Origin of the sequence: Neobacillus phoenicis (assembly GCF_047302305.1) — a bacterium.
GTDB lineage: Bacteria > Bacillota > Bacilli > Bacillales > Cytobacillaceae > Neobacillus.
The window spans coordinates 1474606-1499102 of sequence record NZ_CP154847.1 but is presented as its reverse complement, the minus strand read 5'-3'; the positions used below and the strand labels follow the sequence as shown (position 1 = coordinate 1499102).

The window sequence follows — 24497 nt, the reverse complement described above, 5'->3', positions numbered from 1 at the left end:
AGGAGGACAGACTGATGAATCAAAACCAAAACCAAAACCAGCAAAAAATTCAAAACCCTGAATCACAGGTGCCTAAAACTCCACAAATGAACGATCGGGATTTCATTAATGATTTACTAACAACAGAAAAATATATGACATCTGCTTATTCTATGGCACTGCATGAAGCCAGCCACGAAGGCTTGTATCAGGATGTGATGCAGATTTTCACTGAAACACAGCAATGCCAACGCGACCTTTACGACCTTATGTTTAGAAAAGGCTGGTATGCAATTGAAGCTGCCGATCAACAAAAGCTTCAGCAATCGTACCAGCAGTTCCAAGGTTATACCAACCAACTGCCACAGCATGGCGGCGGAAATACTACTATGCAGTAAGCAAAAACCCGAAGGCACCGCCTCCGGGTTTTTTATGTACTTATTGAGCTGATCTCCGATGCTTTTCGTTCATCTGCTTGATTTCGCCAACAATCTGTTTCATTTCTTCTTTCCCATCAGGGTACAGCTCATTCCAATGCTTAGCTAAAGCAGGCATGGACTTCGCAATATGCGTATACAAGGCCCACGCCTTTACCTTTTCCTTTGTCTCCTCATTGGATTCTCCAACCAAAAGCTCACTATACTTCTCAAGCAAAGCTTCGAACTGCTGAACAAATACTTTCTCCATCATGACACCTTCCATCCTTAGCAACATACGTACATGGGCAAACTTTACAGCGTTTTCCTGCTGGCAGCTGATATGAGTAACAGCACGTTTTTCTTAGTCGGATCTGTTCATCACTCTCTTCTACATATGTCTTTTCACTATAATATCGCTGCAGAGGATTTAAATTATATTGGCCGAATAAAGAACCTTCTGCTTCTAGTAACAAATAACGGAAGTCGTCTGCTACATTACTATTCTCGTTCTCTTTCAATTCTTTTTCATAGAGCCAAAACAAGTAAACAGCCATATTTTCCCACATAATTAACTTGGATATACCTACAGCTTTTTCTAATGCCACTATGATTGGATAAATGTTGTTGGCGAAAAGGTCCCGGAGCACGGTATCACGCCATAGCGCGCGATTCTCTCCATTCCAATCCTGTGTAGTCATATCCTTTAACGAAAAAGACGGGAGCCAGGCTTTCCCCTGTTCAGGAGATTCCATTGATATATTTTCTACTGTTACATTCAACTTTTTATTCCAAACACTCATACTATAAAGGACCGTTACTGCTAAAAAAGCATATCTTTTAATAAAAATGGATGCAGCAACCTTTGTGGAAGGTGCTCCAATGGTCAGAGCTAACTTTTCAAGAAAGTCTTTAAGGAATGACTCATCAAGCAGAGAAGCAATAGGAAAAGAATCCGCACTTTCACTGCCCAGCCTGTATTTCTCCAAACCAATAAGCTCATTTTCCATCAGCTCTTTATCCATTCATCGCCACCGCCTTATCGAGAATACATCTTCCCCTGCCATAAGGAATGCACAATGGTGTTCCGAATAATGGATCCATCGTGACCTCACAGTCCATACCAAACACATTTTTTACAAGACCACAATTAATGACATGCTCAGGCTTGCCCTGGGCATACACCTTTTTATCCTTAATAGCTACCACGTTATGAGCATATCGGCAAGCAAGGTTAAGGTCATGAAGTACCATCACAACGGTCCGCTTTTTCTTTTCATTTAATTCAAACAGTAAATCGAGAATTTCGATTTGATGTGTCATATCCAAGTAAGTGGTTGGTTCGTCTAAAAGAATAACATCTGTATCCTGAGCTAATGTCATGGCAATCCAGGCACGCTGTCTTTGTCCGCCGGAAAGTGAATCTACTGTTCTTTCTTTTAAATCCTCTAAACGGGTCGCCTTTAGGGCTTCATTGACCTTTTTTTCATCTTCCTCTGACCATTGTTTTAACCACGATTGATGAGGGTAACGGCCCTGTTTAACGAGTTGAAGTACGGTTAACCCTTCTGGTGCTGAAGGAGACTGAGGTAAAATGGCCATCTTTTTGGCGATTTCCTTAGTTGAAAGCTTTGCGATGGCTTTTCCTTCGAGCAACACACCGCCAGAAGTTGGCTTCAAGAGACGGGCGATCGAACGAAGAAGGGTAGATTTCCCGCACCCGTTTGCTCCAATAAAAACGGTGATCTCACCCTTCGGAATTTTCAAATCCAACTCATTAATAATGAGGGTCTCTCCATATGAAAGTGATAAATTCTTCGTTTCAATCGCATTCATTCTCATGCCAGCTCCTTCGTTAACGTTTGTCTTCTACTATGCATTTCTTGTTTTAAAAAGTAAGTAGATAAAATACGGTGCCCCAATACCGGCTGTAAACACACCCGCAGGTACCTCCATAGGTGAAAACATGGTTCTTCCGATCAAATCGGCTGTCATAACAAGGATGCCACCAATTAGTGCAGAAGCCGGAAGCAGCGCACCAAATGAGGAGCCTACTAACCGCCTTGCCATATGTGGTGCCATCAAGCCAACGAAACCAATACCCCCTGCAAAAGCGACCGAGCTTCCAATCAAAGCAGTACTAATCATCAACAATAAAAATCGTTGTTTTTGAACTTTTCCACCTAACCCCGTTGCCACTTCATCCCCGAGTTCTTGAATATTGATTGTTCTCGCTGCAAAGAAAGCAATTAAGAGGAACGTAATCGTCCAAGGAACCAATGTAGCAACATTTTTCCAGTTAGAACCGTAAACCGTACCCGTAATCCATATATTTGCCTGACTTGCCTGATAAATCGGCCCCATAATCATCATCAATGTCGTTAGTGCCTGCATCAAAGTGGAAATCCCTATTCCAATTAAAACAAGACGGATAGGCGATACTCCATTTTTCCAAGCAAGAATGTACACTAAAAAGGCAACAATCCCAGCACCTAAAAAGGCGGCTAACGGAAGCCAAGCAATACTGACTGTTAAGGCATTATTTTTATCACTAAAAAAGGCTAAAAACCCAACCACTGCAACAGCCGCGCCACCTGTAATTCCAAGTACATCAGGCGATGCCAGCGGATTTCGAATCATTCCTTGTAAAATACCACCGGCAACCGCTAATGAAATACCAACCATTAGGGCAACAATGATTCTTGGCAATCGAAAGGAGGTAATGATAAGCTTTTCCATTTCAGGACCGCCGCCGAACAATACTTGTACCACCGTGAATGGGTTAATTTTCATTTCTCCCGTCCCTGTACTAATAACAAAGACAATGAAGGCTGCAATCAGCAGGATGATAAAAGTGGTAGCTGCTTTCTTGTCGATTAAAAATGATATTCTATCATTTAATAAGCGGAAATTTTTATATTTGCTCATCGTCCGTTGAACCCCCTTCTTGCAATAAAAATAAAGAATGGAGTCCCAATAACCGCCGTCATGACACCGACAGGCACTTCAGATGGCATTAAGATATATCTTGCAGCAATATCTGCTGCTAATAAGAGGATGGCCCCTAAAATACCTGATAAGGGAATCACCCAACGATGATCAATTCCAATAAGGGACCTTGTAATATGAGGAACCACAATCCCTACAAACCCAATCGGACCGGCGACTGCCACCGAACCGCCCGCAAGTAGGATCACAATGACGCCGATAGCTAGTTTGACTAGACCTGTGTTTAGCCCAAGCCCCTTAGCCACATCTTCCCCCATGGACAAGATATTCATTTTTCCAGAAATAAGCACGGCACCTACCCAGCCAACCCCAATATAAGGTAAGACGGAAAACAAGGTCTCCAATTTTCTTCCTTGAACAGACCCTGCCAGCCAGAATAATACCTGCTCCAATGCCGCTTCATCAACTACAAGCAAGCCTTGTGTAAAAGAAGAAAACATGGCTGACATCGCTGCTCCAGCTAAGGTTAGCTTCATCGGTGTTAAGCCTTCACGACCAAAGGAACCGATGGCATATACACTGACAGCGGCTACAGCTGCCCCCAAGAAGGCGAGACCGTTGAATGCTTGAAGGTCTGTTACTGAAAATAAAGTAATGGCCACAACAACTGCAAACCCTGCTCCCGCATTAATCCCAAAGATTCCTGGCGATGCCAAAGGATTTTTGGTTAATGTTTGCATGAGTACTCCAGCAATGGCAAGGCTTGCCCCCACTGCGGAAGCAATTAATGCTCTCGGAAATCTAACAGTTTGAATAATAATATGTTCGTTTGACCCATTATAATTCGTATAGGACTCGATTGCTGTCCGCCAGCTGGTGTCTGTATAACCAAAAATGACACTGGCACACATTAATAACAGCATTAGCAAAATAGCAGTGATTAGTCCCAGCCATTTTAATGGTGTACTTTTTAACAGCATGTGATTGAAACCCTTCTAACATGTTTATAGTAGTAATTAATTTAAGTCTATCTCTAAATGATAATGATTGTCAATGACTATGAAAATCATTTTCATTTACCATTTTATTGTTGTTCACAAATTTGTAAATGATTTTGAAAATCATTTTCAATTAAACCGTTGACATCTTCCAATTGTTCATTTTATGATAAGGTTGTCATTGAAAATGATTATCATTTACATTTACCTAAGGAGGATACATACAATATGAAAATGACAAAATCTTTATTATCTATCTTCTCCATCCTAGCCATTTTCTTACTGGCAGCTTGTGGCGGTGCTGAAGAAAAAACAACTGAAAAGAAAGAAGCACCAAAGTCTACTGCTGAAAAAAGCTATACTGTCGAACACGCAATGGGTTCGACCACTATCAAAAGTACGCCAAAACGTGTAGTTATTCTTACAAATGAAGGAACAGAAGCCCTCTTATCTATGGGAGTTACTCCTGTTGGTGCGGTTAAGTCTTGGACTGGTGACCCTTGGTATGAGCACATTGCCGATCAGTTAAAGGATACAAAAGTTGTGGGTACAGAAAGTGAAGTAAACGTTGAAGCAATTGCTGCATTGAAGCCTGACTTAATTATCGGTAATAAAATGCGTCAAGAAAAAATTTATGAGCAACTAAGTGCGATTGCACCAACTGTTTTTGCCGAAACTTTACGCGGTGACTGGAAAGCGAACTATTCTCTTTATGCGAAAGCTGTTAATAAAGTAGATAAAGGGAATGAAGTTTTAGAAAAGTACAATGCCCGAATTGCAGACATTAAGGAAAAGCTTGGCGACAAAAAGAACATGAAAGTTTCTATGGTTCGTTTTATGTCTGGAGAAGTTCGTATTTACCATAAAGATACATTCTCAGGTGTGATCTTAAATGACCTTGGATTTGTTCGTCCTGAGAGCCAAAACGTGGATGATTTTGCTGAAAAGAATGTAACGAAAGAGCGCATTCCAGCGATGGATGGGGACATCCTCTTCTATTTCACTTATGATACAGGTGATGGAAAAGGCAATACCCTTGCAAAAGAATGGATTGCTGACCCGTTATTCAAAAACCTTGAAGTAGCGAAAAAAGGTGAAGTACACGAAGTAAACGATGCGATTTGGAACACAGCAGGTGGTGTCATTGCTGCTAATCTAATGCTTGATGATGTTGAGAAAATCTTCCTGAAAAAATAAGATAAATGTTCGGACCGCCTGGGATGCAGGCGGTCTTCTTCTTTGTATTTGATAGCATGCGGCGGGATTCCGCCAACTTGAGGCGGGATTCCGCCAACTTTTGGAGTTATTCCGCCGACTTTGGCTGCAATTCCGCCAACCTTTCAATTTATTCCGCCAAACCCTTATTTTGAAGCCACAAAAATAGAGCGGGGCTGCCATGACCCCGCTCTCTTCTGTTTTATGCTGTTGTTGAGAACATGTATTTTTTATAATGGTACCGTATGGAAAAGATTAAACCCAGTCCGAGCATATTCCCCATTAGGGCACTTCCCCCATAGCTGATGAATGGCAATGGAATACCCGTAATTGGCAGGACGCCAATGGTCATTCCGATATTTTGAAAGACGTGGAAGGTAATCATGCTGATTACACCTACACATATATACGTATAAAAGTTATTCTTCGTTTCCATTCCAACCTTGGTAATGTGATAAACCAATAAGAAAAATAAACTGATTAACACACTCGCTCCAATAAAACCATATTCCTCACCGACGACGCTAAAAATGAAATCAGTTTGGCTTTCCGGAAGGTACACTTCACGGTTACCCGTTCCTTTGCCTCCAGTCTGCCCAGATCCAATTGCAAGTAACGATTTAGTCAACTGATAGGCATCCGATCCTTGATAGCTATACGGGTCAAGCCAGGAATAAATCCGATTGAACTGATATTGCTTGACTCCAAGATATTTTTCGAGTAGTTCTGGATTCCAAAGAACGAAGTAAAAAATCGTTCCAATCAGCAAGACACCGACTGAAAACAATGGTGTGAGCAGCTTCCAGGAAATCCCCGAAATAAAAATCATCCCTAACAGGATGGCAAGGAAAACGAGAGAAGTTCCTAAGTCCTGTTTAATGATTAGAATCAACGGTGCCATTGTTACCATTCCAAGCTTCACTAACAGCAAGAAATCGGATTGCATCGTTTTGATCAGGTTTTTGTTATGATGGTCCTCAATCGTCCGAGAAAGAGCTAAAATAATAAAAATTTTAACAAACTCTGACGGCTGGATAGTACCCATCCCCGGAACCTTAAACCAGTTTTTTGCTCCGTTAATGACCGGTGCAATGCTAGGTGGCGCAACAATCAGAAATGCAAGCAGGAAAAGTCCGAAGCCATACGCATACCAGGTTAGCTTACGTAATTGATCGGAATCAAGCGTCATGACACTCGCGATAATCCCCCCACCAACGACGTACCAAACAATCTGCTTTAATAGAAAGTTCTCCTTATATTGTCCGCTTGCCTGGGCGCTATAGATCGCTAAACAGCTGGCTAGAAAAAGTAATATTAGTATAAAAACGAGATTATAATCAAGTTTAGAAGTTGTATTTTTATTTGAAGTCATACTAGGTCACCACCTTATATTAAAACTTGTCCATTCCTCCATTATATTTTTAATGAGGACAAATCACAACTTCTAAACCATGAATGGTTTTATTTACTACCAATGTCCTAGCTATTAAAGTAAATCCGCTTTACTTCGTTTGCCATCCATTCTAGATTGCTTGGGACTTGTGGAAGGCCGTAGCCGATGTAAAGTGGAGTGGTTATGAAACGGGAAACAACCTTGGCGTAGATTTTATCATCAATATGATGAAAAAACACATTGTAGCTCGTTGCCTTGAATGGAAAATGATTGAGTATATAATGAACCGCTATTTGCATGAACTCAGAAAAAGTTTCCTGGTAACTCGAATCATTCATTTCGATATTAAACTCATAAAATCCCACACGTGGCTTGGTGGAAAGTGTAAAGCGCGTGCCCTCCCCTTCTGCAATCACGAGCCCTTCAAACATTTCATGGCTAACCTTTTCTTTGTAATCAATATCATTTAACCCAACAATTTGCATATGCGGATGGGCAAGTGTTCCTCCTGATAATGGGCCATGATTTTTGAAAAAGATCACCGAACGATAGTGGCCGGTTTCCTCCATTTCAAGCCAATGCTTGATTCCGAATTTTATTAACCGATGTAAATGATCTTTTGAATACGTCGAAAGCTCTGCATGGCAATCATCTGTTTCAATCAATACGGTCTGAAAAGTATTTTCTAAAACAGGGAATTTATTTTTCAATAAAATGATGGGTCCATCAACCGCAATAAGGTCCGTCAGTTGGTCACGTTCGCAAAAAGGGCAGGCCTGTTGTTTGTTCCGGATATTTTCTGGCTTCTTGACTCCAATAGAAGTATTAAAATGCAGATGTGAATGTTCCAAACGCGTTTCTCCTCTCGAACGTTATAGTTCTATTTTATGGGAGTCTCCCCTCCATTTGCACATATTTTGTTTGTTCGTCAGAGAATTTCAGTGAACTAATTGGTCAAATAAACCTAAAATTAAGAGGAATTTCATGAAGCCGCTATTCTATGCATATCTTTTTAATGTACAGGCTTATTATTATGTAGAAATGAGGGGGGACCTATGTTAACAAAACTGGAAGCACTTATTCTCGGAATTATTCAAGGTTTAACGGAATTTTTGCCCATTAGCAGTACAGGCCATCTTTATTTAGGAAGAAATTTATTTGGGTTGCAGGAGGCAGGACTTTTACTCGATACCATGCTCCATGTCGGTACCTTACTTGCTGTTTTTGTTTTTTATAAGGATGAATTTATTAAAATCATCAAAAATCCCTTTAGTAAGTTAACCTTTTTGTTGATCGTTGGTACGATTCCTGCCGTTATTTTCGGTCTTACATTAAAAGATTATATTGATGAAATTTCCAAGACGGGCGTTACGATTGGCTGGGAGTTTCTCGTTACAGGACTATTTCTGTGGCTTGCAGATTCAGCAAAAAATGGGTATAAGAAAATGGACGATATTAGTTATAAGGATGCGTTGATAATTGGTACTTTTCAAGCGGTAGCCATTATGCCGGCCATTTCTCGTTCAGGTATGACGATAGTAGCAGCCCTCTGGCGGAAATTAGATCGAGAAACCGCGGCCTATTTCTCCTTTCTCTTATCAACTCCTGCTATTGCTGGTGCGATTGTGCTGCAAACGAAGGATTTGTTAGGCGGCGCTGGTGAGGAAATCTCCTTGTCTGCTTTGCTCGTGGGGATAATCTCGTCTGCCATTTTTGGCTATATTGCCGTTAAATGGATGATTGGTTATTTGAAAAAGAATTCATTAAAACCGTTTGCTATTTATGTATGGGCACTTGGTATTATCGTCTTGTTTTTCCAATTTACAGGGAAGTTTTAATCGGCTGAATCGGTTTCGCAAATAAAAGGTCGGTTATCGCAAATAAAAGGTGGATTAACGTAAATAAACCACCTTTTATCGCAAATAGAATAGATATTAGTCACAAAAAAGCAGTTCGAGATGACTCGAACTGCCTTTTTTTATACTGTTTCAGCTTGTTTTGCCATTTTGCGAGCTGCCTCTGCGGCTTGTTCTTTCGCTTTTGCCATAATTTCCGGGATCATTTTAGGAAAATGGTCCATTCCTTCTGCAAAAACGGTTTCCATCAAGTCAAAGCCAAGGAATTCAAGTGCTTTACTTAGATAACGATCGCCCATTTCAAAATCCACCATCCGGCCACTTGAATAAATGCCTCCACGTGTTTGAATGTGAATAGCCTTTCTTCCCGTAAGAAGACCCTCTGCACCATGCTCAGAGTATTTAAATGTTTTTCCAGCAATAAATAAACAATCCATGAAAGATTTTAAAATTGCCGGTGCGCCAAGGTTCCAAATTGGAGTAACAAATACATAGTAGTCCGCATCAATAAAACGGTCAGCCAGCGCATGCATTTTTTCGATTTTTGTCAGCTCGTCTTCTGTAAGCTGTTCTTTTGTATATCCCATAAAAGATAATTTTGCACGTGCATAGAGTAAATCCATGTCAATCTGGGGAATATCCATGCTATATAAGTGCATATGTTCAATTTCTACATCTGGCTGTTCCTTTTTAAACTCCTCTAAAAATACTTCCCCAATCTGCATACCTTTTGAGAGCTTTATATCGTTTTTCGGATTAGCCGTAATATACAAAAGCTTCGACATGTGCATCCCTTCCCTTATTCCACAATTTATTATTTCTACTACTATACTACAACAAACTTCCATGCTCACCATTGAACAAAAAGTGAAGTTTGTGATATTTATGTGAAATTTACAGCTTGCTTTGAACAATTCGTGACAATTCTATACGAAACCAAACAAAACTTAACAAAACTTAACAAAAGTCACTTCCAATATGATAATCTTTTATTAAAGTTAACTTGGAATTGGAAAAGGTGGGTGACACATGGAAGAAAAGGCATATACTCCCGATGAAGTGGCCCAAATCTTTCAAATCTCTAAACATACTGTTTATGAGTTAATTAAAAGAGGTGAGCTGCAGGCATTCAAAATTGGAAACAAAATGAGAATTGAGCACGCCGAGCTTGAAAGGTATAAAGAGAATACGAAAGCTCCGGCTAAGAAAAGTCATACTGGACTATCAAACAAGTTAGGTAATCATTCCCTCTCTATTCGATTATCCGGAAGTCACGATTTTCTTGTCGAGCATTTTGCTAAACAGGCTGGCACTGCATTAAATCTACAAATTCAGCCTTCTTACATAGGCAGTTTAGAAGGCCTCATGATGCTTTACCGCGGCCAATGTGATATCGCCGCCATTCATCTATTAGATCCGACATCCCAAGAATATAATCTGCCATTTATTCATCAGCTTTTTGTCTATGAATCAATCCTGGTCCTTCGATTGGCGGCAAGACAGCAAGGCTTTATTGTTGCAAAGGGCAATCCAAAAAGTATTCTTGATTTCCCAGACCTTGTAAGAAATGATGTCCAATTCATCAACCGACAAAAGGGAGCAGGAACACGATTTTTACTAGACTCCAAGCTAGCGACCTATGGGATTAATCCTAGTAAAATTAACGGGTACAGCAATGAAGAGTGGACTCATCTGTCGGCGGCTTCCTATATAAGTAGAGGGATTGCTGATGTTGCCTTTGGAATTCAGTCCGCTGCCAGTCATTTAGGTCTTGATTTTATTCCCGTGTCTCAAGAACATTTTGATCTTGTGTTCCGCTTCACGGAGGAAAACAAACAGAAACTAACAGAGTTAATTCAATACTTACAAACCACAGAGTTCAAGGATAGTTTAACTGAATTAGAAGGTTATTCTATCGTAGATTTAGGAAAAGTTATCTATCAAACTACTTTACCGGAGGAAACCACATGTTAAAAAATCGCTATGTTGCCTTTTTATTTGCTTTAATGCTTTTAGTCCTTTCCGCTTGCGGAAAATCCGACACAAATGATGCAGCTGCAAAGGAGAAAAAGGTAGAACCTAAGGCAGCTCCAACAGAAATGATTCTTGCGACAACAACAAGTACCCAGGACAGCGGTTTATTAGACGTCCTCATACCCATGTTTGAAAAGCAAAATAATGTAAAAGTAAAAACCATTGCGGTTGGTACTGGACAAGCCTTAGAGATGGGAACAAAAGGAGAAGCCGATGCCCTTCTTGTGCATGCCCCTGCAGCCGAAAAAGCTGTCGTTGATGCTGGTGATGCCATTAACTATAAACGCGTCATGTATAATGACTTCATTCTAGTAGGTCCAAAAGAAAATCCAGCGGGTGTCAGCGGTGATGACATTACTGCTGCGTTTAAGAAGCTTGCTGAAACGAAAGCTACTTTTATTTCCCGTGGGGACGATTCTGGTACAAACAAAAAAGAGCTTAGTATTTGGACTTTAGCGAACATTAAGCCTGCAGGTGACTGGTATGTTTCTACAGGTCAAGGAATGGGCCAAACATTACAGGTGGCGGCTGAGAAAAAAGGCTATGTTCTAACAGACCGTGCTACTTGGCTTGCACAAGCTAAAAACTTAGACACGCTTCAAATTGTGGTTGAAGGCGGCAAGGATTTAATGAACATTTATCATGTAATGCAAGTAAATCCTGAAAAGCATGATAAAATTAATAGCAAAGATGCCGAAAAATTTGTAGAATTTATGGTAGATTCAAAAACTCAAGATGTGATTGAAAACTTTGGAAAGAAAGACTATGGTCAATCTTTGTTCTATAAATATACTGAATAGATTTTAATAGAGAGGAGGCTGACTAAAAGCACAAAAGTCAGCCTCCTTTTAAGACCTGGAGGGCAGCTTAGGATGGAACTATTACTAGATGGACTTAAGAAAGCATTTGAAATGATCTTCTCAGGAGACCCAGAGGTATTTGAAATTACTTGGCTGACTCTAAAGGTCTGTTTAATTTCCATCCTATTTAGCACCTTACTTGGTCTTCCCCTTGGTATCCTACTTGGATTAACTAGATTTAGCGGCCGCAAATTACTTCTATTATTTATTAATATGGGGATGGGGCTCCCCCCTGTTGTTGCCGGACTTTGGATTACCATGTTTTTATGGCGATCAGGGCCGTTAGGTGATTGGTCCCTGCTGTATTCACCCACAGCCATTGTCATGGCACAGGTGTTAGTTTCACTGCCTATTATTACAAGCTTGACTTGTTCAGCATTTCAACAAATCAACGATAAAATGCTTCTGCAAATCAAAGCCCTAGGTGCAACAAAGCTTCAAACGTTAGTCATTCTCGTCAAACAATCAAAAATTGCGATTCTAGCTGCGGTAATGGCTGGCTTCGGCCGGGTCATTGCTGAGGTGGGTGCCGCTATGATGGTAGGAGGAAATATTCAGGGTGACACCCGAATTTTAACTACTACGATTGTGATGGAAGTATCTAAGGGTAATTTCGATATCGCTCTCGCTCTCTCTTTTATTTTATTGACCCTTGCCCTATTGATTACAGCCCTATTAACCTTTTTACAGCAAAGGAAGCGATTCTCATGAGCCCATTGATCGAACTGAAAAATATTAACTTTAAAGCCCAAGGCAGAACGATTCTCAATATTCCTGAATTCCAGATTCATGACGGTGATTTCCTCGGCATTATGGGACCGAATGGTGCGGGAAAAAGTACGTTGCTAAAGGTACTCGCTTTTCTTGAAAATCAAACGAACGGTGAGATTCTTTACCGTGGACAGTCCATCCCAAAAGGAAATGCACCGCTAGAGTTACGAAGGAAATTCTCAATTGCCCTCCAGCAATCCTTACTTTTAGATGCGACTGTTTTTCACAACATCGCCATTGGCTTAACCTTACGAAAGGTTCCAAAAAGTATCATTAAGGAAAAAGTCTCTTATTGGATGGAGGTATTTGGCATCACCCATCTAGCGAAAAAAAATGCGCTCTATCTATCCGGTGGCGAGGCGCAAAGGGTAAATTTAGCACGGGCCATGATTGTGGATCCCGAAATTCTTTTTCTCGATGAACCATTTTCGGCTCTAGATTTTCCGACAAAAATAAGGTTAATGGAAGATTTCAAGCGAATTATCGAAGAAGCAAAAACCACGGCAGTGTTTGTCAGCCATGACTTAATGGAAATTCATTATCTTACCAAGCAGCTTGCTATTATTGCCAATGGTGAAGTGAAGCAAACAGGACCCACCTCGCGAGTTCTCGAACACCCAAATGCCGCCACCTCCCCTTTCTTAAATGAATGGAAAAAATTCTTCCCAGTCGCACGTTAAAAGACAGTTCCCATAAGGACTGTCTTTTTTGTTTGATTAAAAACGGCGACAGGAATAAAATGTGGTAGAAGTTAACTTTTTACAAATACATATAAATCTATGGTTTAAGGGGAGTTCATTCCATGAAATATGCAGTTATAACCGGTGCATCCAAGGGTCTAGGCGAAGCGATTGCGAAACGCCTCATTCGAGAACAAATTGCTGTTGTTTCTGTTTCTAGAACAGAAAACAAGGAAATTAAACAAATGGCTGCTGAAAATGGTTTATTTTATCAACATTATGCCTGCAATCTCTCTTTGGAAAAAGAAGTACAGGAAGTATTCATGGAGATTGCCCACTGGATTTTTGAAAAAGATCCGAAAGAGATTCTTCTTTTTAACAACGCGGGCGTAATTGAACCGATTCAGACAGTCGGAAATTTAGATCACACGCCGATCATCCGCAATATCCAAGTCAATTTAATTGCTCCAATTATTACAACCAATCTCTTTTTTAATAAAGCACAGGTCACAAATACGAAGGTACAGGTCATCAATGTGACCTCCGGGGCAGCCGTCCGTTCAATCGAAGGCTGGAGTGTGTACTGCAGTTCTAAAGCGGGCCTTAATATGTTTACACAGACTGCAGCACTCGAACAGGCTGAAATGAAGACGAACAACAAAATCATTGCCTTCAGTCCAGGAGTAATGGATACCAACATGCAGGCCACCATTCGCTCTTCTTCAAAAGAAGCGTTTAAAGATTTGGAGCGCTTCAAGGAATTCAAGGAGAAAAGTCTTCTCTTATCGGCTGACACTGTGGCAAATGCATTAATAGACTTGCTGCTTAGTGGAAATGTAGAAAGTGGAAAAGTGTACAATATTAAGGATTTAATAGAGTAAGCAAAGAGGCCTTGCATATTGCAAAGGCCTTTTTTAGTCTTCCTGCGGAAACCATAAGGTGATGCTGGTTCCCTTGTTTAGTTTACTTTTTACTTTGATTAACCCTTTATGGGCATCCATTAAGGCCTTTACAATGGAGAGACCAATGCCGACCCCACCTGTTTTGCGATCTCGCGATTTGTCGCCGCGATAAAACCGTTCGAATATATGCGGGATATCATCTTCTGCCATACCTGATCCTTCATCTTGAATTTTGAAACCAACATAGCCTTCCTTATCCGTTTGGACAGAAAGGGTAACATGCTTCCCTTCTGGTGTATATTTCAATGCATTATTTAAGATGTTTGACAGAATTTGCATGAGTTTGTCTTTGTCCGCCTCAAACATTTCCTCCTGTTCAGGCTCCTCAATATGAAGGTGTACCCCCTTCTCCTTAAATATTGGCATAAACATTTCATATAGGGCCTCTAATACACTACCAGCTTCTAATTCTATTTTTTCCAGCCTAATTTGCGGATTTTCAGCAGCTAGTAATTTTTCTAGTTCATTCACTAGTCTTACTAAGCGCATTAGCTCTTCGTGACTTACCTGCAAACGCTGTGGGGTTGGCTCCCAAATCCCATCCTGAAAGGCTTCAATTTGACTTCTCAAAGTCGCTAGGGGCGTTCTTAATTCATGGGCCAGATCACCGGTAAACTGCTTCCGAAGCATTTCTTCCCTTGCCAAGGATTCTGCAAGGTTATTGAAGGAGATGGCAATTTGCTTCACTTCAGTAGGCAGACCTGACAACGGGATTCGGATGTCCAAATTATGCTGCTGCAATTCATTTGCGGCAAACGATAACTTTTTTAGCCCAGAAGTCATCTTTTTTGAAAACAGCATACTGAAGACGATGGCTAGAACAATCGTTAAACATACCGCTGCGTAAATGTAGAGCTGAATGGTTTGAATAAACGTATATTCATCATCAATTAAACCTTTTGGATAAATGGCCACCAGTTTCCCTATGATGGTATTATTCACCTTCAGTGTATAGGTTTTGGAATGCCACTCCTCCCCACGCGGTGCTGGTTCAGTCAAACCGAAGCTATTTAACATGCTCCGGATATTAGAAGAATCCATCTGCAGTTGTCCAAACCGATCATATAATTGGAAATAAAGCTGATCGGTCATTGCATGCTCGTGCAACAGACCATACACAGGATCACTGGTAAAATGTCCATTCTTTCTATAATCCTTCTCAATTTCCGTGATAATTCGATCAATCTTCTTTTCTCTGTTTCTGTCTAAATAGCTGTTAAAGCTCTCTTCAAACCCATACTGAATAAAAAAGCTGACGATTAAGATTCCGATCATTGAAATCAAAACTAAATAAAAAAGGATTTTAGACCGGAGTGTTTGCAGCATCTAGTACCCCTCCAAATTTATAGCCCATTCCAAAAACAGTCACGATGAAATCCGGCTGTCGTGTATCTTGTTCTATTTTTTTTCGAAGGTTTTTAATATGTGTATCCACACTGCGTTCATAGCCTTCATAATACATGCCCTCGTCCTGTATTTTCTCTAATAAATCCATTCGGCTGTATACGCGACCTGGATTTTCCGCCATATTGGTTAATAGCTTGTATTCTATAGGAGTTAAGGTCACATATTCTCCGTTTACTTTGACTTCTTTCTTTATTAGGTCAACCACTAGTTTTTTTCCGTTGAATTCAAGGAGTTGTACTTTCTCCGTCTTTTTGACACGTCTTAAAATTGCCTGGACGCGTACAACCACTTCCCGGGGACTAAAGGGCTTTGTTAAGTAGTCATCTGCCCCCATAACAATCCCGTTGATTCGGTCATCCTCAGCTGATTTGGCCGTAAGCATCAGTATAGGGACATCTGATTCTTTTCGCACCAAACGGCAGACCTCCTCACCAGAAATATCGGGCAGCATTAGGTCTAAAATAATTAAGTCAGGGTTTATGCTTTTTGCCTTCTTTAACGCATCTATCCCATTATCAGCACTGTGAATTTCATAGCCTTCTCTCTCTAAGTAGGCCTCGAGAACTTCTATAATTCTACGTTCATCATCCACTAATAATATTTTCATTATAATCACTCCCCATATCTTTACTATATCATCTTGGGTCTGTGATTTTTGTAACTTCACAAATTCGCTACAACTTAGTCAAAACATCTTCAATTTTTAAAAATTGGCTACAATATGAATCTCCATCTACTCGATTGTTGTAGTATTCTAAGGAGAGTGAGGTGCTGATTGAATGAATAAAATATCAATTAAAATATCTCACACGAGCTGCGAACGCCGTTAACTTATATTAAGGGCTATGCAGATATCGCCCGCCGTAAGGAAACGAATGAACAGGATCGGAAACAGTATTTAAACATCATCCATGAAGAGTCACTGAAGTTATCCAACCTGGTGAAGGAACTTTTTAATTTGGCGAAAATGGATGAAAATACGTTCTCTATTGAAAAAGAAGAGGTTCATTTACGTCCCTATTTCCAAGGAATCATTGAAAAAGTTTCGCCGGCATTGAAAGAACAGCATATGGACCTTTTTCTTGATTGCCCGGATAATCTTTATTTATCGATTGACCCGATCCGATTTGAACAGGTCATCCTCAATCTGCTGGATAATGCGCGGAAATATTCAGAGTCACATAGCTTAATTAAAGTTGAAGCAAAACAGATTAGTGGAAAAATTCATATACGAGTACAAGATGAAGGGAAAGGTATACCCGAAGAAGACTTACCTCGCATCTTTGAACGCTTCTATCGTGTGGATAAATCAAGAACCCGGGCACTTGGCGGCTCGGGGCTTGGACTAGCTATTGTGAAGCAGTTGGTCGATGCCCATGGTGGAACAATTGAGGTAACAAGCGGCCCGAATGAGGGTACGACTTTTGAAATAATCATTTAAATAAAAACTCCTTATCACGATGATTGATAAGGAGTTTTTGTTGTTTATTCTACTTTCTTTTTCACTTCGTCTGTTAATTCCTCAATGCTTTTTCTCACATTGCCTTTACCTGAATAGTTTTCAATTAGTTCTTTCACATCAATGCCGCTTGAAGCCTTTAAGGATTCCTGAAGGCTCGCCATTAGGTTCGTTGCATAACTGGTAATTTTATTGGCACCGCCGTTTTCACCTGAACCGCCTCCCGTATCCACAACCGTAATTTTATCGATATTAGATAATGGAGCTGCCACTTGCTTCGCATATTCAGGAAGCATTTTAATAACCATATCCAAGATTGCCGCTTGCCCGAACTGCTCGAATGCTTCGGCAATTTTTTCTTTTGCTTCCGCTTCAGCCAAACCTTTTAAGCGAATAATTTCTGCTTCCGTAGAACCTTGTGCTTTTTGTGCCTCTGCTTTCGCCAAACCGTCTAAACGGATTCGCTCAGCTTCCGCCTTTGCCATCGCTTCGATCCGGTATTTATTCGCTTCTGCTTCCGCCATTTGCTTCGCTTTATCCGCTGCTGCTGATTGCTCAACAGAGTAACGATCGGCGTCAGCCTTTTTCTTCACTTCAGAATCATATTGGCGTTCGCGACGCTGAATTTCTTTTTCTTCCAGTTCAATTTGCTTTTGTCTTTCGATAATCTTGATTTGCATTTCTTGCTCCATTACCTCTTGCTTCGAACGTGCACTTTCAAGATCATACGCTTGGTCTGCACGGGCTTTGGCAATATCTTGCTCACGGCGGAAATCAGCGACTTTCAGCTGATTCGTTTTCTCTGCTTCAGCGATTTCTGTTGCGCGCTCCAGTTCACTACGTTTTGCTTCCTTAGCGGCTTCCGCTTTTTTTATCCGTGTTTCTTTCTCCGCCTCGGCCGTAGCAATATCGGCATCCCTTTTTACTTGCGCAATACGTGGCTTACCAAGTGAGTCAAGGTAGCCGTTTTTATCACGAACATCTTTAATAGTGAACGAAACAATGACTAACCCCATTTTCGCTAGATCCTGTGATGCTACCCTTTGGACCTCCTGCGAAAATTTGTCACGGTTTTTATAAATTTCTTCTACCGTCATAGAGCCAAGAATGGACCGTAGATGCCCCTCAAGGACTTCTCTTGCTTCGTTTTCGCGGTCTTCCTTCGGCTTGCCAAGAAACTGCTCAGCAGCCGTTGCGATTTCACTAATGGAACCACCAATTTTAATAATTGCTACGCCATCTGCCATAACGGGAACACCTTGCTCTGTGTATACCTCAGGGGTGGTCACTTCGAGTTTACTTGATAGCAAGCTAAGCGGCTTCGCTTGTTGGAATACTGGTAAAATAAAGCTACCGCCACCGCGGATAATCTTGATTTTGTTTCCTGATTCGTCCACATGGACATTCCCGTTACCGAGGAAGCTACCTGTTACGATAAGTGCCTCGTCAGGTCCAGCTGTTCTATACTTTGTGATAAACACGCCAATTAACGCTAAGAGAATAAGTGCAACAATGCCGATAATAACCCAAATAATGCTAAATTCCATTTCTTAAAACCCCCTCTAAATAAAACTCTCTAATTCCTGATGAACAGTGACTTCAAGTACCCCATTTTTCACCTGTACAACAAGCACAGTTGTGCCATTTGGGATTTGCTCTCCATCAAAGCTTGATGCTGGTTTAGCAATTCTTCCACTTGTGCTATCAATCATCACTTCCCCAAAGCCATCAGCAGGGATAGGTGTGATCACGGTCCCTATTCGTCCCCTTAAGTCTGATTCTTTGTAGACAAGAGACTCCTCCGCAGAGGATAAAGGTACGAGAACAAATACATTTAATAAGGTGACGACAATAAAAGCGGCAACTGCTGAGATTCCTAAGATAAGTAAATAATGTAGGGATGATAGCTTTTCAAATAAATAGCCGCTTGCTGATAAGATCGTGATAAAGGCAAAGATTAAGACAGGATTTAAAAAGTGAAGTCCACCATCTCCCGCACCGTGGAAATGAAACACATCCGCAAACAAGACATACAGAATGGTTAATACTCCTGAGATAATCAAGCCATACAAATAAATGGTTTCTAAAGGAATGCTAAAAGGTTCCAAAGGCATCAGTCCCTTCTTATGTAGGTACCTTATATACGGTTAATTAATGGAAAAAGTTTCATTTTTCTTCAAAAAATTACCGAATAATATAAGGATTCCATATTGATACTCAATTTCCTGTCGGACAATGAGGATATTCTATGAACTTTCGTAGAACAAAAAAGTGCCATAGCTCCCCGAGCTACAGCACCTTACTGAATCATATTCAAAAACTTCCTGGTTCGTTCTTCTTTCGGATGGGTGAAGATGACCTCTGGCTTGTCTCTTTCGACCACAACTCCCTGGTCCATAAAGATGACCTCATCCGCCGCTTCACGGGCAAAGCGCATTTCGTGGGTGACAACAATCATCGTCATGCCTTCTGCGGCAAGATCCTTCATAACCTTTAATACTTCACCGACAAGCTCCGGGTCAAGTGCCGATGTCGGTTCATCAAACAGCATAACCTCTGGCTCCATCGCGAGCGCACGTGCAATACCGACCCGCTGCTGTTGGCCACCTGAAAGCTGTGCAGGATAATAGTCAATCTTATCCCCAAGACCAACCTTCTCTAATAGAGACTGGGCTTTTTTTCGAGCAGCATCTTTACTTTCACCCTTCACCACCACTGGTCCTTCCATCACGTTTTCAAGGGCCGTTTTATGTGGAAAAAGATTATAATTTTGAAACACCATTCCGGTTAATCGCCGGAACGTGGAAATATTTTTTTTCGCAACTGGCTTTGAAAAATCAAGACTCTGACCTTCGATCGAAATGATCCCTTTTGTCGGAGTTTCCAACACATTCAAGCAGCGAAGCATAGTTGTCTTTCCGGAACCGGACGGCCCGATGACAACCACCACTTTTCCCTTCTCCACCTCAAGGTCAATTCCCTTTAACACTTCTAATTGACCGAACTGTTTATATAGACCCTTAATTGAAATCATCGTAACACTCCCCTTTTTCCGTTAATCCCCATGCTAAGCTCCATATCGATCCAGTCTTCTTTCCATAAAACCTTGAAGGACGGATAGGAAAAAGCAAATGACCCAATAGAGGAGTGCCGCTTCGGAATAGACCAATAAAAATTCATAATTGGTTGAAGCAATCTCCTGTGCGCGGCGAAACATCTCAGTTACGAGCACAAGTGAAGCAAGTGATGTATCCTTTACAAGACTGATAAATGTGTTCGATAAAGGCGGAATGGAAACTTTGGCCGCCTGTGGAAGAATAATTCTTCTTAATGCTTGCGTATAGGACATACCAATGGAGTATCCCGCTTCCCACTGTCCTTTCGGAATAGAAAGAATCGCTGCCCGGATGATTTCTGATGCATAAGCCCCTACACTAAGAGAAAATCCAATGACCGCTGAAATAAAAGGATCAAGGGTAACACCAAGATTTGGAAGCCCATAAAAAATAATAAATAATTGCACTAACAACGGTGTTCCTCGAATCGCTGAAACATAGACCCTAGCAATACTTTGCAATACCTTTACATGAGAAATCCTAGCTAATGCTGTCAGCACAGCCAATATTAAACCGCAAATAAAACTAATAATGGTCAACGGTATCGTATTTAAAATAGCTCCCTCCAGCATTGGCTGAAGGGAACTTTTTGCTATATCAAATAACTTTTGTGCTCTTTCTGGGTCAGTAAAAATACTATTTAAGTACATCTTCACCAAACCATTTCTCTGAGATTTTTTTATACGTACCATCATCGATGATATCTTTTAATGCTTTATTTACTTCATCAACCAGGGTATCGCTTTTCTTTCTAAACATAAACCCGCTTGTTGAAGCATCATCACTAGTGGCAGCCACCTTAACCGGTGCATCCGGCTTGCTCTTTTTATAGTCTAAGAATGTTAGCTTGTCATTAATTGTTACATCCACACGTTTTTGAGCAAGCAGTTCAACCGCTTGTTGGAAGCCTTCTACACCAACAATATTAGCTCCCAGTTTTTTCGCCATATCTGCATAGTTACTAGTCAAGGACTGAGCCGAGTTTAATCCTTTAATGTCTTCAAAGGCTTTTACCTTATCATTGTCCTTGCTTACAATTAATACGGCAGATGACGTAATGTACGGATCAGAGAAATCATATTTTTCTTGACGGTCGGGGCGAATTCCCACTTGGTTTGCAATCATATCAAAACGCTTGGCATCAAGTCCTGCGAACATGGCATCCCACTGTGTTTCTTTGAATTCTGCTTTCACTCCCAGACGTTTCGCTACTTCTTGAGCAAGCTCCACATCAAATCCAGTTAAATTTCCACTTGTATCATGGAAGGTAAATGGTGGATATGTACCCTCGGTACCAATAGTGATTGTTCCATCATCTTTTATTTTTTTCAATAAGTCACCGTCAGCTTTTTCAGCTGTCTTTTTATCTGATTCCTTTTTATCTTTATCAGCGTTCTCGTCTTTACCACATGCTGATAGAACAAACATGAAGCTTAATAAGAGTGCAAATAGTACAGTTAACTTTTTCAATCTTTAAACCCCCTAATTCTGATAGTATTTGTAGGATTTAATTATCATATTACATCCATTGGTATCTGTCAAAAGAAATAATTGATAGGAATCAAAATTATTTTGCCCCTTTCAAGAAAAAAAAACCTATCAGAGAATCCCTGATAGGTTAGTTATTTATGCAGCCATTTGTTGCGTCTTATTCGGATTTTTCTTTTTCAAAAGTGGTCCGTAGAACAGAATTCCACTTGCTAATAGAATCATTCCGTACATGAATGTTTTCATATCAGCCGTACCAGCGATGATGACCCAAACAGAATAAATCGTTGAAAGGAGAGCGATGATTCCATCTGTGATTCTAGATTTTTCCCCTTTATAGGTATCTCCTGTAACAACTAATTTCAATTGATAAACAGACGAGATAAAGTATGGAACTAAATAGGATAAAGTGGCAATGACAATAACAAAATCAAACGCACCTGAGATTGATTTTGAAATCGTAGAGAAAATGAACAATTGACCTAGACCGTTTGATACAATCATTGAAAAGACTGGTAAGCCTTTTTTGTTTTCTTTTAAGAAAACTGGAAGGAACAAGCCTTGTTTTGCTGCTTGATACGGCACCTCTGCACTTAACATTAACCAACCAATCGTTGATCCAAATAAGCTGATTAGTCCCACTGCTGCTAACACTTTCCCGCCAATTGGTCCTAAAACAGTTGAAATTGCATCAATTAATGGCTTATCCGAATGAATAAGTGTGTTTTGGTCTAACATACCCATCACTAATGTACTGATTCCGACATATATTCCAAGTGCAATAAATAATCCAAGGATTGTCGCACGTTTTACGTCTGTCTGTTTTCTCGCACGTGAGGCAAAAACGACTGCTGATTCCACACCAATAAATGCCCATAAGGTATTTACTGCTGCGTTGTTAATTTGCTTCATCATATTAATCGAGTGACCAGCGTCATCGAGTCTTTCAGCCATGAATGGAAGCATGTTACTCTTTTCAAAAGCAAACAGTCCAACGATAATAAATAAGATAAATCCTGCAACCTTCGCAGCAGTGGCCATAAAGTTTAATTTACCGGCACTTTCCATCCCGCGAAGAATAATGGTGTGTGTTCCCCATAATAGAATAGAACACACGATAAAGGTTAAACCATTACCTACCTTAAGTGTAAAGTTACCAATGGTGAACCAGTCAGCCTGGCTTGTTAAAATCGGGAAAAAGGTAGATAAATAACCAGCGAAGGTTGTAATCATGGCTACGTTTCCTGCTAAGTTCCCAATCCAATAACCCCAAGTAGACATAAAACCTGATAAAGTAGATGCATGTGAACCTTGCTTAAACAAGTCCTTTGCATATATTTGCGGTCCGCCTTGTAAATTAGGCTTACGTACGGCCAAGTTTCCGAACACCAGCGCAGTCATCAATACACCAAGACCAGTTACTAGCCATGCAGAAATAACGCCGGCAGGACTTGCTGATTCTGATAAAGAACGTGGAAGCATAAAAATACCCGAACCAACCATGTTACCAACAACAAGTGCGGTTAGCACCCAAAAACCTAACTTATTTGCTTTCCCCATGTTGTTAACACCTCTCTATAAATAATTATTTTTATTTTATAATAATGTTTTAACTCAACAATTAATTGTATAAATATTAATCAACGCTATTAAATATAGGGGCGTTATAGAATTAAGTCAATGGAAATTTTATCTTAGTAAAGTGTTAACGAGTTAAAAACATCAAAAAAAAATAGTAAGTAATCATTCGTAGTGATCACATTACTATTTGTACACTTTCTATATAACAGTTTCCATTATATCTTCAATTTATTGTTAATTAAATATGAGGTAAATGGAAATTAGGATAGTTTTCACCATTATATCCAATTCATCATTTTCGGATCTTCTTCATCCTTCTCTTCCTCTTCATATACTTCTTCGGTGATCTTCCGATTTGAAAAATATAAACTCTTTAGGATGAAAAAGAAGCCTAGTGATTTAAAAATATGGCCCAAAAAATTATCCAGATCAAATACACTTTGGTAGATGGTAAAAACTAGTTCTGTTAACAGTAAATAAACAAAAGCTAACGCAAGCGAGAGGGTCGCTTCACTTTTTTCTAGATGATATTGATACAATGTTCTAATTAAAGAGACAAAAAGAATAAAACTAATACCATATTCGATTCCATTTTTCAAAAGGGTTGTTCCTTTACCTTCAACCATCAGGATGGGAAGGGTTTTTTCATAATAAATAATCAAGATGCCGACAGTTATTGCGATGGTTGTTCCAGCAAGTATTGCAAGCGGGCGGTAATCTCTTGATAATTTTCGTTCAGGAATGAATAGGGTAGCTAAAATTAATAGTGACTGAAAGAATCTTGCAGAAACCCAAAACCAGGTGGCTTTAGCGACAGAGCTTTCAGTAAAGAAATAAGGCATTCCTTTAAAGGATAAAGTGTGGAGCAGGTCAAGTGTCCCTACTATAAAGAATGTAAAAGATAAGAGGAGCATTCGACTGGACTGATTCTTCTCATAGCTTTTTAATCCATACAAAAGTATAGCTGCAGAAGTAGCGATACTAAAGCTCTCTAAAAGCATATGAAATCCAACATAGTTCGCGGGGTTATAAAAGACAGCAATTTGTGCTTGAAACACATGCATCACCATTAATAAGACAATGGCCAAAATCGAAAAGAGTATAAATCTTCCTTCCGTTATTTTCACACAGATTACACCTCCTTTACGTCTTGTTTTACTTTATTATAAAAGCAGTTAACTACATATGACTGTCATACTTGTAGCTGTTTTATGAATTTTAGAACAATAGGAGGAAGCGCCTCGTTCAGCCCCGACAGGCAAATGTTCTTCGGCGGGAAAAGTCCGCCTTTTGACTTTTCTTGCCGAAGGTTATTTGACACGAGGGGCTAGGC

Annotated in this window: 26 protein-coding genes; 9 read left to right on the top strand and 17 right to left on the bottom strand. The window is 40.2% G+C overall.

The annotated features are described in order from the left end of the window. Positions 1-14: 14 nt before the first annotated feature. Complete coding sequence (locus AA0X95_RS07680) at positions 15-377, top strand: spore coat protein (protein ID WP_413307425.1); 363 nt, start codon at positions 15-17, stop codon at positions 375-377. Between the two features lie 40 nt (positions 378-417). Here the strand turns inward: AA0X95_RS07680 and AA0X95_RS07675 are convergent, their stop codons facing one another. From AA0X95_RS07675 to AA0X95_RS07655, 5 genes are read right to left on the bottom strand one after another with little or no spacing between them, the layout of a single operon-like run. Then, complete coding sequence (locus AA0X95_RS07675; protein WP_413309889.1) at positions 418-666, bottom strand: YusU family protein; 249 nt, start codon at positions 664-666, stop codon at positions 418-420. Next, the gene (gene fhuF, locus AA0X95_RS07670) at positions 626-1420 is read right to left on the bottom strand and encodes a siderophore-iron reductase FhuF (protein WP_413307423.1); all 795 of its coding nucleotides are present in this window, start codon (positions 1418-1420) and stop codon (positions 626-628) included. Before fhuF ends, AA0X95_RS07675 begins: the two co-directional genes overlap by 41 nt. Then, positions 1413-2237 carry an ABC transporter ATP-binding protein gene (locus tag AA0X95_RS07665; protein WP_413307420.1) on the bottom strand — a complete coding sequence of 275 codons (825 nt, stop codon included), beginning with the start codon at positions 2235-2237 and terminating at the stop codon, positions 1413-1415. Before AA0X95_RS07665 ends, fhuF begins: the two co-directional genes overlap by 8 nt. A 30-nt stretch (positions 2238-2267) precedes the next feature. Further along, positions 2268-3323 (bottom strand): FecCD family ABC transporter permease, encoded by a 1056-nt coding sequence (locus AA0X95_RS07660; RefSeq protein ID WP_413307417.1) that lies wholly within the window; start codon positions 3321-3323, stop codon positions 2268-2270. Beyond that, positions 3320-4324 carry a FecCD family ABC transporter permease gene (locus AA0X95_RS07655; protein WP_413307414.1) on the bottom strand — a complete coding sequence of 335 codons (1005 nt, stop codon included), beginning with the start codon at positions 4322-4324 and terminating at the stop codon, positions 3320-3322. Before AA0X95_RS07655 ends, AA0X95_RS07660 begins: the two co-directional genes overlap by 4 nt. Positions 4325-4570: 246 nt before the next feature. On the opposite strand from AA0X95_RS07655, the gene AA0X95_RS07650 reads away from it, so the two are divergent. After that, positions 4571-5539: an ABC transporter substrate-binding protein gene (locus tag AA0X95_RS07650; RefSeq protein ID WP_413307411.1), complete on the top strand. Its 969-nt coding sequence runs from the start codon at positions 4571-4573 to the stop codon at positions 5537-5539. Between the two features lie 220 nt (positions 5540-5759). Here the strand turns inward: AA0X95_RS07650 and AA0X95_RS07645 are convergent, their stop codons facing one another. Further along, the gene (locus tag AA0X95_RS07645) at positions 5760-6929 is read right to left on the bottom strand and encodes an FtsW/RodA/SpoVE family cell cycle protein (RefSeq protein WP_413307409.1); all 1170 of its coding nucleotides are present in this window, start codon (positions 6927-6929) and stop codon (positions 5760-5762) included. 107 nt (positions 6930-7036) lie between these two features. Then, positions 7037-7801 (bottom strand): DUF4931 domain-containing protein, encoded by a 765-nt coding sequence (locus AA0X95_RS07640; RefSeq protein WP_413307406.1) that lies wholly within the window; start codon positions 7799-7801, stop codon positions 7037-7039. A 204-nt stretch (positions 7802-8005) separates the two neighbouring features. Between AA0X95_RS07640 and AA0X95_RS07635 the strand changes: the two genes are divergently transcribed. After that, complete coding sequence (locus AA0X95_RS07635) at positions 8006-8788, top strand: undecaprenyl-diphosphate phosphatase (protein ID WP_413307404.1); 783 nt, start codon at positions 8006-8008, stop codon at positions 8786-8788. Between the two features lie 140 nt (positions 8789-8928). Here the strand turns inward: AA0X95_RS07635 and AA0X95_RS07630 are convergent, their stop codons facing one another. Next, the gene (locus tag AA0X95_RS07630) at positions 8929-9591 is read right to left on the bottom strand and encodes an FMN-dependent NADH-azoreductase (RefSeq protein WP_413307401.1); all 663 of its coding nucleotides are present in this window, start codon (positions 9589-9591) and stop codon (positions 8929-8931) included. Positions 9592-9835: 244 nt separating this feature from the next. Between AA0X95_RS07630 and AA0X95_RS07625 the strand changes: the two genes are divergently transcribed. The 5 genes from AA0X95_RS07625 to AA0X95_RS07605 all read left to right on the top strand — a co-directional run bounded on the left by AA0X95_RS07625 (position 9836) and on the right by AA0X95_RS07605 (position 14032). Next, positions 9836-10780, top strand: a complete 945-nt coding sequence (locus AA0X95_RS07625) for a substrate-binding domain-containing protein (RefSeq protein ID WP_413307398.1) — start codon at positions 9836-9838, stop codon at positions 10778-10780. Then, a complete protein-coding gene (locus tag AA0X95_RS07620; protein WP_413307395.1) occupies positions 10774-11640 on the top strand; it encodes a substrate-binding domain-containing protein in 867 nt (288 codons plus the stop codon). The genes AA0X95_RS07625 and AA0X95_RS07620 overlap by 7 nt, the downstream gene beginning before the upstream one ends. Before the next feature lie 72 nt (positions 11641-11712). Then, positions 11713-12411, top strand: coding sequence for an ABC transporter permease (locus AA0X95_RS07615; protein WP_413307392.1), 699 nt, complete (start codon positions 11713-11715; stop codon positions 12409-12411). Continuing rightward, entirely contained in the window at positions 12408-13151 is a 744-nt protein-coding gene (locus tag AA0X95_RS07610) for an ATP-binding cassette domain-containing protein (RefSeq protein WP_413307389.1), read from the top strand. The genes AA0X95_RS07615 and AA0X95_RS07610 overlap by 4 nt, the downstream gene beginning before the upstream one ends. Before the next feature lie 122 nt (positions 13152-13273). Next, on the top strand, positions 13274-14032 hold the full coding sequence (locus tag AA0X95_RS07605) for a (S)-benzoin forming benzil reductase (protein ID WP_413307386.1): 759 nt from the start codon (positions 13274-13276) through the stop codon (positions 14030-14032). Positions 14033-14065: 33 nt separating this feature from the next. Here AA0X95_RS07605 and AA0X95_RS07600 read toward each other — a convergent pair whose 3' ends face one another. Continuing rightward, positions 14066-15439, bottom strand: coding sequence for an ATP-binding protein (locus AA0X95_RS07600; RefSeq protein ID WP_413307383.1), 1374 nt, complete (start codon positions 15437-15439; stop codon positions 14066-14068). Then, complete coding sequence (locus AA0X95_RS07595; RefSeq protein WP_413307380.1) at positions 15417-16127, bottom strand: response regulator transcription factor; 711 nt, start codon at positions 16125-16127, stop codon at positions 15417-15419. Before AA0X95_RS07595 ends, AA0X95_RS07600 begins: the two co-directional genes overlap by 23 nt. A gap of 195 nt (positions 16128-16322) precedes the next feature. Between AA0X95_RS07595 and AA0X95_RS07590 the strand changes: the two genes are divergently transcribed. Beyond that, a complete protein-coding gene (locus AA0X95_RS07590; RefSeq protein ID WP_413309887.1) occupies positions 16323-16961 on the top strand; it encodes a sensor histidine kinase in 639 nt (212 codons plus the stop codon). A gap of 44 nt (positions 16962-17005) precedes the next feature. Here the strand turns inward: AA0X95_RS07590 and AA0X95_RS07585 are convergent, their stop codons facing one another. The 7 genes from AA0X95_RS07585 to AA0X95_RS07555 form a co-directional block, all read right to left on the bottom strand. Then, complete coding sequence (locus AA0X95_RS07585) at positions 17006-18526, bottom strand: SPFH domain-containing protein (RefSeq protein WP_413307377.1); 1521 nt, start codon at positions 18524-18526, stop codon at positions 17006-17008. A gap of 15 nt (positions 18527-18541) precedes the next feature. Beyond that, the gene (locus AA0X95_RS07580; RefSeq protein ID WP_413307374.1) at positions 18542-19093 is read right to left on the bottom strand and encodes an NfeD family protein; all 552 of its coding nucleotides are present in this window, start codon (positions 19091-19093) and stop codon (positions 18542-18544) included. Positions 19094-19278: 185 nt separating this feature from the next. Continuing rightward, positions 19279-20013 (bottom strand): amino acid ABC transporter ATP-binding protein, encoded by a 735-nt coding sequence (locus AA0X95_RS07575; protein WP_413307372.1) that lies wholly within the window; start codon positions 20011-20013, stop codon positions 19279-19281. A 33-nt stretch (positions 20014-20046) separates the two neighbouring features. Continuing rightward, a complete protein-coding gene (locus AA0X95_RS07570; RefSeq protein WP_413307369.1) occupies positions 20047-20745 on the bottom strand; it encodes an amino acid ABC transporter permease in 699 nt (232 codons plus the stop codon). Continuing rightward, positions 20732-21565, bottom strand: coding sequence for an amino acid ABC transporter substrate-binding protein (locus tag AA0X95_RS07565; protein WP_413307366.1), 834 nt, complete (start codon positions 21563-21565; stop codon positions 20732-20734). Before AA0X95_RS07565 ends, AA0X95_RS07570 begins: the two co-directional genes overlap by 14 nt. Before the next feature lie 156 nt (positions 21566-21721). Next, a complete protein-coding gene (locus AA0X95_RS07560) occupies positions 21722-23143 on the bottom strand; it encodes an amino acid permease (RefSeq protein WP_413307363.1) in 1422 nt (473 codons plus the stop codon). A 299-nt stretch (positions 23144-23442) separates the two neighbouring features. Next, on the bottom strand, positions 23443-24291 hold the full coding sequence (locus AA0X95_RS07555; RefSeq protein WP_413307361.1) for an MASE3 domain-containing protein: 849 nt from the start codon (positions 24289-24291) through the stop codon (positions 23443-23445). Positions 24292-24497: the final 206 nt, after the last annotated feature.

Coding starts and splice junctions, on each gene's coding strand:
- AA0X95_RS07595 (WP_413307380.1), bottom strand. CDS start 16,127: ATGAAAATATTATTAGTGGATGATGAACGTAGAATTATAGAAGTTCTC.
- AA0X95_RS07630 (WP_413307401.1), bottom strand. CDS start 9,591: ATGTCGAAGCTTTTGTATATTACGGCTAATCCGAAAAACGATATAAAG.
- fhuF (WP_413307423.1), bottom strand. CDS start 1,420: ATGGATAAAGAGCTGATGGAAAATGAGCTTATTGGTTTGGAGAAATAC.
- AA0X95_RS07560 (WP_413307363.1), bottom strand. CDS start 23,143: ATGGGGAAAGCAAATAAGTTAGGTTTTTGGGTGCTAACCGCACTTGTT.
- AA0X95_RS07635 (WP_413307404.1), top strand. CDS start 8,006: ATGTTAACAAAACTGGAAGCACTTATTCTCGGAATTATTCAAGGTTTA.
- AA0X95_RS07680 (WP_413307425.1), top strand. CDS start 15: ATGAATCAAAACCAAAACCAAAACCAGCAAAAAATTCAAAACCCTGAA.
- AA0X95_RS07660 (WP_413307417.1), bottom strand. CDS start 3,323: ATGAGCAAATATAAAAATTTCCGCTTATTAAATGATAGAATATCATTT.
- AA0X95_RS07605 (WP_413307386.1), top strand. CDS start 13,274: ATGAAATATGCAGTTATAACCGGTGCATCCAAGGGTCTAGGCGAAGCG.
- AA0X95_RS07665 (WP_413307420.1), bottom strand. CDS start 2,237: ATGAGAATGAATGCGATTGAAACGAAGAATTTATCACTTTCATATGGA.
- AA0X95_RS07645 (WP_413307409.1), bottom strand. CDS start 6,929: ATGACTTCAAATAAAAATACAACTTCTAAACTTGATTATAATCTCGTT.
- AA0X95_RS07625 (WP_413307398.1), top strand. CDS start 9,836: ATGGAAGAAAAGGCATATACTCCCGATGAAGTGGCCCAAATCTTTCAA.
- AA0X95_RS07615 (WP_413307392.1), top strand. CDS start 11,713: ATGGAACTATTACTAGATGGACTTAAGAAAGCATTTGAAATGATCTTC.
- AA0X95_RS07675 (WP_413309889.1), bottom strand. CDS start 666: ATGGAGAAAGTATTTGTTCAGCAGTTCGAAGCTTTGCTTGAGAAGTAT.
- AA0X95_RS07580 (WP_413307374.1), bottom strand. CDS start 19,093: ATGCCTTTGGAACCTTTTAGCATTCCTTTAGAAACCATTTATTTGTAT.
- AA0X95_RS07575 (WP_413307372.1), bottom strand. CDS start 20,013: ATGATTTCAATTAAGGGTCTATATAAACAGTTCGGTCAATTAGAAGTG.
- AA0X95_RS07570 (WP_413307369.1), bottom strand. CDS start 20,745: ATGTACTTAAATAGTATTTTTACTGACCCAGAAAGAGCACAAAAGTTA.
- AA0X95_RS07620 (WP_413307395.1), top strand. CDS start 10,774: ATGTTAAAAAATCGCTATGTTGCCTTTTTATTTGCTTTAATGCTTTTA.
- AA0X95_RS07610 (WP_413307389.1), top strand. CDS start 12,408: ATGAGCCCATTGATCGAACTGAAAAATATTAACTTTAAAGCCCAAGGC.
- AA0X95_RS07600 (WP_413307383.1), bottom strand. CDS start 15,439: ATGCTGCAAACACTCCGGTCTAAAATCCTTTTTTATTTAGTTTTGATT.
- AA0X95_RS07585 (WP_413307377.1), bottom strand. CDS start 18,526: ATGGAATTTAGCATTATTTGGGTTATTATCGGCATTGTTGCACTTATT.
- AA0X95_RS07655 (WP_413307414.1), bottom strand. CDS start 4,324: ATGCTGTTAAAAAGTACACCATTAAAATGGCTGGGACTAATCACTGCT.
- AA0X95_RS07650 (WP_413307411.1), top strand. CDS start 4,571: ATGAAAATGACAAAATCTTTATTATCTATCTTCTCCATCCTAGCCATT.